This window comes from Halochromatium sp. NSM3, assembly GCF_059621085.1.
On sequence record NZ_JCAQIA010000036.1, the window covers coordinates 25,838 to 34,573 of the forward strand.

The following is an 8,736-nucleotide window of genomic DNA, read 5'->3' on the forward strand; positions in this document are numbered from 1 at the left end:
TCGGCGTATGAGTCCCCGCCTGATTGCCTGCTGCGTCTGGCTGCTACCGCTATTGCTGGTGGCGAGCGGCTGCGCGCAGATGCCGCGGCCATCGGTGGTGGGCGAGCAGGAGCGGATTCTGATCGAGGACCCGCCGCAACGACTCGCGAACGGCTCGATCTATCAGCGCCACCGCGGTATCCGCCCGCTGTTCGAGGATCGTCGCCCGCGCCTGCCCGGCGATATCCTCACCATTGTGCTCGATGAAGAGGTCAGCGCCACCAAGAACGCCCAGTCCAGCGCTTCGCGCAACGGCGCCGCCAATCTCAATATGGCGCAGCTGCCAATCCCGCTTGCCGATCGCATCACGGAGCTGGAGGAGCTAGGCTTCGATGTCTCCGGCGGCAGCGAATTTAGCGGCGGCGGCGACTCCCAGGCCAGTAATAGCTTCACCGGCACCATCACCGTCTCGGTCAACGAGGTGATGCCCAATGGCAACCTGCGGGTGCGCGGCGAGAAGCAGATCGCGATCAATCAGGGGGTCGAGTTCATCCGCTTCTCCGGGGTGGTCAATCCGCGCACCATCAGCGGGCAGAACACCGTGCCCTCGAACACCGTGGCCGACGCGCGCATCGAGTATGTCGGCGACGGCTACATCAACGAGGCCCAACACATGGGCTGGCTACAGCGCTTCTTCCTCAATGTCTCGCCCTTCTAGGACCGGCTTTCGGCGTTCCGGCCTGGAACCCCAGCCTCACGGCCTTGAATCATTCAGCTGATGAACCCTATGGCGATCATCGTTTCCCACACGCCCCGTTCGCATCCCGCTCGGTGCCGTGCGCGCGTCGGCATGCCAGCCTATCCGTCTGTCCGACACGTCCGCCAGCACGCTCGCCTGCGAGCGGCCGACCAGCGACAGCGACCGATCGGCTGGCTACTGAGCGGTCTACTTCTGGTGCTCGCCGGCGCCCTCGCGCTGCCGCCGCCGGCGTCGGCTGAGCGCATCGGCGAGCTGGCCTATTTCGCAGGCGTGCGCGATAACCCGCTGGTCGGCTATGGCTTGGTGGTCGGTCTGGACAATACCGGCGATCAGACCATGCAGGCGCCCTTCACCGGGCAAAGCCTGACCAACATGCTCTCGCAGTTGGGCATCACGGTGCCGCCGGGCACCAACATGCAGCTGCGCAATATCGCGGCGGTCATGGTCACCGCCGATCTGCCGCCGTTCTCGCGCCCCGGGCAGCGGCTCGATGTCAATGTCGCCTCGGTCGGCAATGCGCGCAGCCTGCGTGGCGGTACGCTGCTGATGACGCCGCTCAAGGGCGCCGATGGCGAGATCTACGCCATCGCCCAGGGCAACCTGCTGGTGCCGGGCGCCGGCGCCGAAGGCGGCGGGGATATGGTACAGATCAACCAACTCGCGGCCGGGCGCATCCCCGGCGGTGCGCTCGTCGAGGAGGGAGTGCCGGTCGATCTCGGTGCCCGCGACGGACTGCTCGAATTGGTGCTCAAGGAGTCGGATTTCGGCACTGCGCAGCGCGTCGTCGATGCCATCAACGAGGAGTTCGGCTGCATCATGGCCAAGGGCGTCAATGGCCGGGTGATCGAACTCAATGGACCGCCCGACGACCACACCCGGCTTGGCTTCTTGGCGCGCGTCGAGAACATCCAGGTGACGCCGACCGAGGCACCGGCGCGGGTGGTGATCAACCCGCGTACCGGTTCGGTGGTGATGAACAGCGCCGTCACCCTCCGTCGCGCCGCAGTCGCCCATGGCAACCTCTCCGTCGTCATCGACACCCAGTTCGAGGTCAGTCAGCCGCTGCCTTTCGCTCCGATCGGCGCCGAAACCGTGGTCGTGCCCGATACGCAGATCACTATCGAAGAACAGAATACCTTCCTGCGCATGGTGGGAGGGGCTGATCTGACTGAGGTCGTCAGCGCGCTCAACGCGCTTGGCGCGAGCCCCATGGACCTGATGGCGATCCTTGAGGCGCTGAAGGCCGCCGGCTCGCTACGCGCCGATCTGGAGATCCTCTGATGCGCCTAGATGGTGCCGAGGGCCAGTTCGCGCTTGACATGCAGGGACTGCAACGGCTGCAGCAGGGGGCTCGTGAGCAGACTCCGGAGGCGACGCGGGCGGCGGCGCAGCAGTTCGAGGCCCTGTTCCTACACCAGATGATCAAGAGCATGCGCGCCACCGTGCCCAGCAGCGGTCTCACCGATAGCCGCCACACCGAGTTCTACCAGTCGCTGCTCGATCACCAATGGGCTCAGACCATGGCCGAACGTGGTGTCGGTCTCGCCGATCTCTTGGTCGAGCAGTTCGAGTCGGGTCGTTACGGTGGGGCGAGTGCTGGTGGTGTTGGTGCTGGCGCTGCTGCGAGCGCTGCCGGGCCAGCGAGCGATGCAGCCAATGCTCTAGGCGATGTCGGGGGCAAGACGGCGCCAGCGCCGGATTCGGTCGACCTCGCTGAACTGATCGTCGGTATCCCGCGCGGTGTTCCTCGGTTGGTTGAAACGCCTCGCTCGAGCCCGTCGGAGCTTGAGGCGGCAGCCGCAGCGGCGAACGATGCAGAACACGATGCCGCTCCCGCCAGCTTCCTGGACGCCTGGGGCGGGCGCTCGACGGGTTCTCTGCTCGGCGAGAACGAGGGACGCGCGACGGGCGGTGGCTTGCGTGCTGGCTGGAACGACGCCATGGGCCATGTGACGGAAGGCTGGGGGCCTTCCGCCGGCGGCTTGTTGGGTGCCTGGGGCAATGCGCCGGGCGGTCAGCCGCCTCAATCCGTCGCAATGGGCGCCGCCCGTGAGGACACGCTGCCGCATGTCCATGCCTTCCGCGAGCAGCTGGCGGCTCCGGCCCAGGCCGCCAGTCGCAAGAGCGGTGTGCCGGCCGAACTGATCCTCGCGCAGGCGGCGCTGGAGACCGGCTGGGGCCGGCATCAGATCATCACCGCCGAGGGCCGCAACAGCCATAACCTATTCGGCATCAAGGCCGGCAGCCGCTGGACCGGCCCAACCACCGAGATCGTCACCCACGAATACTATGATGGTGAACGCACCCGGATCAGCGATCGCTTCCGGGTCTATGCTTCATTCGAGGCCGCCTTCACCGACTATGCCCGCCTGATCAGCGCCAATCCACGCTATGCCGGGGTCAGCGCCGCACAAAGCCCCGCGCAGGCTGCGCGTGAGTTGCAGGCGGGGGGCTACGCCACCGACCCCGCCTATGCCGATAAGCTGATCACCATCATGAACAATCTTGGGCCATTGATGGCGAAAGCCGGCAACACCCCGCTGTTCCAGCGCAACTGAGCACACGCGGCCGCCGACCCTAAAGATTGTCGTTCACCTGCCGATAGACAGGCTATCGAACAGGCTTTGGACTTCGCTGACGGAAACAACTGACATGAGCATCTACTCCATCGGGCTCAGTGGCCTCAACACGGCTCAGAACGCGCTGAAGACCACCAGCAACAATATCAGTAACGTCTACACGCCCGGCTACAACCGGGAAGTGACGATCATCAGTGAGAATACCGTCAGCCGTGGTGTGCAGGTCGACGAAATCCAGCGCCAGTTCAACCAGTTCGTCGCCGATCAGCTCAACGATTCGCTGGCCAACACCCGCAGCCTGGAGGCTTACCAACAAGAGGTGGGCCAGATCAACAATCTACTCGCCGACCGCGAGGCCGGGCTCTCGCCGCTGATGCAGAATTTCTTCTCCAGCATCGAGGATCTGGCCTCGGGTCCGGCCGATCCGGCCTCGCGCCAGGGTATGCTCGGCACGGCGGACATCATGACCTCGCAGTTTCGCGCCTTCGACGGTTACTTGAAGGACATGCAGGATGGGGTCAACAGTCAGATCCAAGACGAAGTCACCCAGATCAACAATCTCACTGATCAGCTCGCCGGACTCAACAAGGAGATCTCCCGCGCACGCGCCAGCAGCGGCCAAGAGCCGAACGGCCTGCTCAATCAACGCGATTACGTCATCAAGCAGATCAATGAGCGCATGGACGTGCGGCTCAACATCCAGGACGGCAAGACCTACAACGTCAGCCTGCCAAATGGCCAGCAACTGGTCACGGGCAACACCGCCATTCAACTCCACGCCATCGACTCGCCGACTGATCCGCAACGCACGGTGATCGGGTATCAGGATGGGCGCCGGGCGGATGCGAGCATCATTCCGCTGGATGAGGGCTTGATCACTGGCGGTGCTCTCGGTGGACTCATGAGCTTCCGCAGCGAGACTTTGGACAAGACGCAGAATCAGATCGGCCAGCTTGCCGCCTCGATGGTCATCGCATTCAACGATCAGCATCGCCTGGGGCGCGATCTCAATGGCGATCAGGGCGGGGATTTCTTCGATATCGGTCAGCCTGTGACCTTTTCTAATGATCGCAATAGCGGCACGGCGGAGATTACCGATGCGCGTTTCGATGAGCCGAATGTTGGCCTATTGCGGGCGACCGATTATGAGGTGCGGGTGAACACCGCAGCTGTTCCTGGTGGGGCATCGGACTTTACGGTGATCCGTAAAGACACCGGGCAGATCCTGGATGCCAGTGAGGTTGTCTTCGCTGATCCTAATAGTGATGGTACCGACGCAACACTGAGTTTTGGTGGCGTTGTGGTTACCTTTGATGACGCAGACGAACTTGCGGAGAACGACCGCTTCGAGGTCCAGCCAGTGCGCCGCGCCGCTGGTGGCATGGAGACGGTCATCAGTGATCTGGATAAGGTTGCCGCTGGCCTGAATGATGCGCTCTTCGGCCCCGGCGACAACCGCAACGCGATAGCACTGCAAAACCTCCAGAACGAGGAATTGGTCGGTGGCCGCGCGACGCTGACCCAAGCCTATGCCGGGATGGTCTCGGACGTCGGCAACCGCACCAACATCGTCCAAGTGAATCTGGACGCCAGTATGGGCATCACCGAACAGCTCGAAGCGCTGCAGCAGTCCGAATCCGGCGTCAACCTCGACGAGGAAGCCGCGAATCTGATCCGCTTCCAACAATACTATGCCGCTAACGCCCGGGTGATCGATACCGCCTCGACCCTGATCGATACCATCCTCGGCCTGCGTAACTGATTCAAGAGGGCGATCCCACCATGATGCGCATCAGCACCGTCACCATGTTCGAGCAGAGCATGAACTCGATGAATCGCCAGCAGAGCGAGTTCCTCCGCGTCGGTCAGCAGATTGCCACCGGCCGGCGCGTCGTCACGCCCGCCGATGATCCGCAGGACGCCTCGCGCGCAGTGCGCGTTTCGCAAGCCCAAACCGTCACGCAGCAGAATACCGACTCCCGTGTCAGCGCCCGCAATGCGTTGTCGCAGACCGAGAGCGTCCTGAGCAGCTCCAGCGATCTGGTCATCAGGGGCAAGACATTGTTGGTGCAGGCCGCGAGCGAAACCCTGAACGACACGGATCGCCAGTCGATTGCCTCCGAACTGCGCGGTCTGTACGAAACCCTGATCGGCCAGGCCAACTCGACCGATGGCAATAATCACTATTTGTTCGGTGGTTATCAGGACGAAGCGCCGCCCTTTTTCCGCAATACGGACGGTCCTGGCATCGCGCGCATCGATTACCGAGGCGACGATCAGGTGCGCGAGCAGCGCGTCGATACCGCGCGGCTGATGCCGATCACCGACAATGGCAAGACACTCTTCCAGAGTGTCGCGGGTGGGACCAACTATGTGGCGCGGGCGGAGAAGGAAGCCGCAGGTTCGATCGACCTCGGTACCCAGCAAGGGTATATACGCAATGAGGGTACGGTCACCTTTACCGGCCCTAACCGGGTTGACGCTAGTGATACCAATTTTGGCGAGGCGTTCACCATCGAGTTCAGTCAGACCGGAACTGATCCGATCCAAGTCACAGCAATGAGAACTTCGGACAATGCGGTGCTGCTCGGCCCCAAGGACTATGAATCCGGCGAAGAACTGCAATTCGGCGGCATCACGGTTGGTCTCGAGGGCGAGCCCAAGGATGGCGATCAGATCCAACTCCGCCCGGCGGATGATCCCGCAGCGAATCAGGATCTGTTCAAGACCTTCAAGGACGCCATCGACGTCTTGGAACTCAACCGCGAAGGCTCCCCCGACACGCGCGCGCACATCACCAACACCATCAACACGGCGATGCGCGAGTTCGATAACAGCCTCGATAACATCCTCACTCAACGCGCCTCGGTCGGCGCGCGCCTCAATGAGCTGGACTTGATCGACACCGTCAGCAGCAACCGCATGCTGAACTACGATCAGAGGATGTCCGATCTGGTCGATCTCGACTATGGCGAGGCGGTCACCGAATACAGCCTGCGTCAGGTCGGCCTGCAAGCCTCGCAGCGGGCATTCGTCGATATCCAGGGCATGTCCCTGTTCGATTTCATGCGCTGAGGCTGAGCTGCTCGCTTCAGCGCCGGCTCAGGCGGGCTTGGCCCTGACCCTGAATCCACTCAGAGCGGGGCGAGCATGTGCAGCAACTGCTGCTGCACGCTCAGCGCATGGCTGAAGAGCCGTTCCAGGAACGGCCCGAAATGGTTCATCATCACCATCATCAGCACGATTCCACCGATGAGCTTGGTCGGGAAACCGATCGCAAAGACGGTGAGCTGTGGCGCGGAACGGTTGAGAATACCGAGCGCGAGGTTGATGATGAGGAGCGGGGCGATGACCGGCAGGGCGAGCAAGGTGCCGCTGGTGAAGACGACGCCACTGTAGCGTGCCACCATCTCGAAGGCGTTCGGGTTGAAACCACCAAGGCCGATGGGCAGGGTCTGGAAGCTGGTGGCGAGAATCTCGAGCATGATGAGATGGCCGTTCAGGGCCAGGAACATCAGCAGCGCGATGATGAACAGGATGCGCGAGAGCACCACCATGTCGGTGCCGCTGGCGGGGTCGAAGAAGGTGGCGAAGGCCAAACCCATCTGCAGGCCGATGAAGACCCCCGTGGCCTGGACCACGCCGAAGGTGAACTGCATGACCACGCCCATGGCCAGGCCGATGATGATTTGCTCGACCATGATGCCGAAGCCCTCCCAGGACATGATGGCCACATCCGGTAGCGGCGGTAAGGTCGTTGCGATCACCACCGACACCAGCACCGCCAACCCGACCTTGACCTGATTGGGAACGCTCGAGTGCCCCCAGAGCGGGGACACGGCAAGAAAGGCGGTGATGCGCGTGAACGGCCAGAGAAAGGCCACCAACCAGCCCTGCAGTTGATCAAAGCTGACCTCGATCATGTTCGCGTAGAGTCTGCTTCAGGCGACCATGAGCGGTATCTCGGTGAATAGCCGTCGCGTGAAGGTGGTGATGACCTGTAACAGCCAGGGGCCTGCCAGCACCAGCACGGCGAAGATCGCCAGAACCTTGGGAATGAAGGTCAGTGTCATCTCGTTGATCTGGGTCGCGGCTTGAAACAGGCTGATCAACAGGCCCGTGGCGAGCGCTGATAAGAGTATGGGCCCGGCAAGGAACAACGCGACGCGCATCCCCTGATAAGCCAGGTTCATCACTTCCTCGGGTGCCATGGGCGGGTGCCTTTCGGTTAAATGTAAAAACTTTCCGCCAGCGAGCCGATGATCAGCTGCCAGCCGTCGACGAGGACGAACAGCATCAGCTTGAACGGCAGCGAGACGATGATGGGAGGCACCATCATCATGCCCAGCGCCATGAGGGTGCTGGCGACGACCAGGTCGATGATCAGAAACGGGATGAAGATCGTGAACCCGATCTGAAACGCCGTTTTCAACTCGCTGGTTACGAACGCCGGTACCAGGATCCGCAGCGGTACCTCTTCTGGTCCCTGCATCGGGCCGACATCAGCTAGGCGCGCGAACATGGCCAGATCCGGCTCGCGGGTCTGCGCGAGCATGAATTCGCGAAACGGATCCTGGGCGCGCTCCAGGAACTCCCCGAAATTGATCTCCTCCTCGCTCAGCGGCACCCAGGCGTCCTCGTAGACCCGATCAAACACCGGCGCCATGATGAAGAAGGTCAGAAATAAGGCCAAGCCGAGCAGGACCTGATTGGGCGGCGTGGACTGCGTGCCCATGGCCGTGCGCAGCAGACTGAGCACGATGATGATCCGGGTGAAGCTGGTCATCATCAGCATCACGGCTGGCAGGAACGCCAGCGAGCTGAGCAGCAGCAGCGTCTGCAGCGACAACGACCACTGTTGTCCGCCATCCTCCAAGGGCTGGCTCGAGATCCCGGGGATCTCGATCTGCTGCGCCAGCGCCACTTCCGGCAACAGGAAGGCCGGCGCCAGCAGCAAAGCGAGCAGGAACAGCGCCCTCATCGCAGCCCGGCGTTGTGTTTCAGCGCCTTGGCAAAGCGCGTCGCGAACGAGTCGCCAGGGGCGAAGTCGAGACTGGCGGACGCTGTCGGGTCTGCTTCGCAGGCCGGTGGGGCAGGCAGCCGATGCAGCCGCGTGACCTGACCGTTGCCGACACCCAGGACTAACCAGGTTGAGGCCACCTCGACGATGACCACCCGCTCCTTGGGGCCGACCGCCGTGCTGCCGACGACCTTGAGCGCTGCGGTGTGCGTGGAACCAAGGCGCAGGCGCCTGATCAGCACCGCCGCTGCCAAGATGATCAGCACGATCAGCAACAAGACGAAGGTGAGCTTGCCGAGCGTTGCCAGGCCGATCAAGGCCTCGCCGCCGGCGACCCCGGCCACGGCGTCGCCGGCGGCGGGGTCGGTCATCGATTCAGTTTCGGCACGCGGTACGCG

At 62.8% G+C, this 8,736-nt stretch carries 9 protein-coding genes; 5 read left to right on the plus strand and 4 right to left on the minus strand.

Annotated elements, in window-relative coordinates; all coding sequences use genetic code 11:
- Positions 1-7: 7 nt before the first annotated feature.
- The 5 genes from AC54T3_RS14005 to flgL all read left to right on the plus strand — a co-directional run bounded on the left by AC54T3_RS14005 (position 8) and on the right by flgL (position 6,393).
- Complete coding sequence (locus AC54T3_RS14005; RefSeq protein WP_496625674.1) at positions 8-697, plus strand: flagellar basal body L-ring protein FlgH; 690 nt, start codon at positions 8-10, stop codon at positions 695-697.
- Between the two features lie 132 nt (positions 698-829).
- Positions 830-2,020, plus strand: coding sequence for a flagellar basal body P-ring protein FlgI (locus tag AC54T3_RS14010; protein WP_496625676.1), 1,191 nt, complete (start codon positions 830-832; stop codon positions 2,018-2,020).
- A complete protein-coding gene (flgJ, locus tag AC54T3_RS14015) occupies positions 2,020-3,297 on the plus strand; it encodes a flagellar assembly peptidoglycan hydrolase FlgJ (RefSeq protein WP_496625678.1) in 1,278 nt (425 codons plus the stop codon). The genes AC54T3_RS14010 and flgJ overlap by 1 nt, the downstream gene beginning before the upstream one ends.
- Positions 3,298-3,391: 94 nt before the next feature.
- Positions 3,392-5,080 carry a flagellar hook-associated protein FlgK gene (gene flgK / locus AC54T3_RS14020; RefSeq protein WP_496625680.1) on the plus strand — a complete coding sequence of 563 codons (1,689 nt, stop codon included), beginning with the start codon at positions 3,392-3,394 and terminating at the stop codon, positions 5,078-5,080.
- 20 nt (positions 5,081-5,100) lie between these two features.
- Positions 5,101-6,393: a flagellar hook-associated protein FlgL gene (flgL, locus tag AC54T3_RS14025; protein ID WP_496625682.1), complete on the plus strand. Its 1,293-nt coding sequence runs from the start codon at positions 5,101-5,103 to the stop codon at positions 6,391-6,393.
- Between the two features lie 59 nt (positions 6,394-6,452).
- On the opposite strand, the gene fliR is transcribed toward flgL, so the two are convergent.
- From fliR to fliO, 4 genes are all read right to left on the minus strand, one after another.
- A complete protein-coding gene (fliR, locus tag AC54T3_RS14030) occupies positions 6,453-7,241 on the minus strand; it encodes a flagellar biosynthetic protein FliR (RefSeq protein ID WP_496625684.1) in 789 nt (262 codons plus the stop codon).
- An 18-nt stretch (positions 7,242-7,259) separates the two neighbouring features.
- A complete protein-coding gene (gene fliQ, locus AC54T3_RS14035) occupies positions 7,260-7,529 on the minus strand; it encodes a flagellar biosynthesis protein FliQ (RefSeq protein WP_496625686.1) in 270 nt (89 codons plus the stop codon).
- Positions 7,530-7,546: 17 nt separating this feature from the next.
- Positions 7,547-8,299 carry a flagellar type III secretion system pore protein FliP gene (fliP, locus tag AC54T3_RS14040; protein WP_496625688.1) on the minus strand — a complete coding sequence of 251 codons (753 nt, stop codon included), beginning with the start codon at positions 8,297-8,299 and terminating at the stop codon, positions 7,547-7,549.
- On the minus strand, positions 8,296-8,736 hold a 441-nt coding region (gene fliO / locus AC54T3_RS14045), incomplete at its 5' end, for a flagellar biosynthetic protein FliO (protein WP_496625690.1). The genes fliO and fliP, both read right to left, overlap by 4 nt.

Bases quoted from the DNA above. Each gene is read 5' to 3' on its own strand.
- AC54T3_RS14005 (WP_496625674.1), top strand. From the start codon at position 8: ATGAGTCCCCGCCTGATTGCCTGCTGCGTCTGGCTGCTACCGCTATTG.
- AC54T3_RS14010 (WP_496625676.1), top strand. From the start codon at position 830: ATGCCAGCCTATCCGTCTGTCCGACACGTCCGCCAGCACGCTCGCCTG.
- flgJ (WP_496625678.1), top strand. From the start codon at position 2,020: ATGCGCCTAGATGGTGCCGAGGGCCAGTTCGCGCTTGACATGCAGGGA.
- flgK (WP_496625680.1), top strand. From the start codon at position 3,392: ATGAGCATCTACTCCATCGGGCTCAGTGGCCTCAACACGGCTCAGAAC.
- flgL (WP_496625682.1), top strand. From the start codon at position 5,101: ATGATGCGCATCAGCACCGTCACCATGTTCGAGCAGAGCATGAACTCG.
- fliR (WP_496625684.1), bottom strand. From the start codon at position 7,241: ATGATCGAGGTCAGCTTTGATCAACTGCAGGGCTGGTTGGTGGCCTTT.
- fliQ (WP_496625686.1), bottom strand. From the start codon at position 7,529: ATGGCACCCGAGGAAGTGATGAACCTGGCTTATCAGGGGATGCGCGTC.
- fliP (WP_496625688.1), bottom strand. From the start codon at position 8,299: ATGAGGGCGCTGTTCCTGCTCGCTTTGCTGCTGGCGCCGGCCTTCCTG.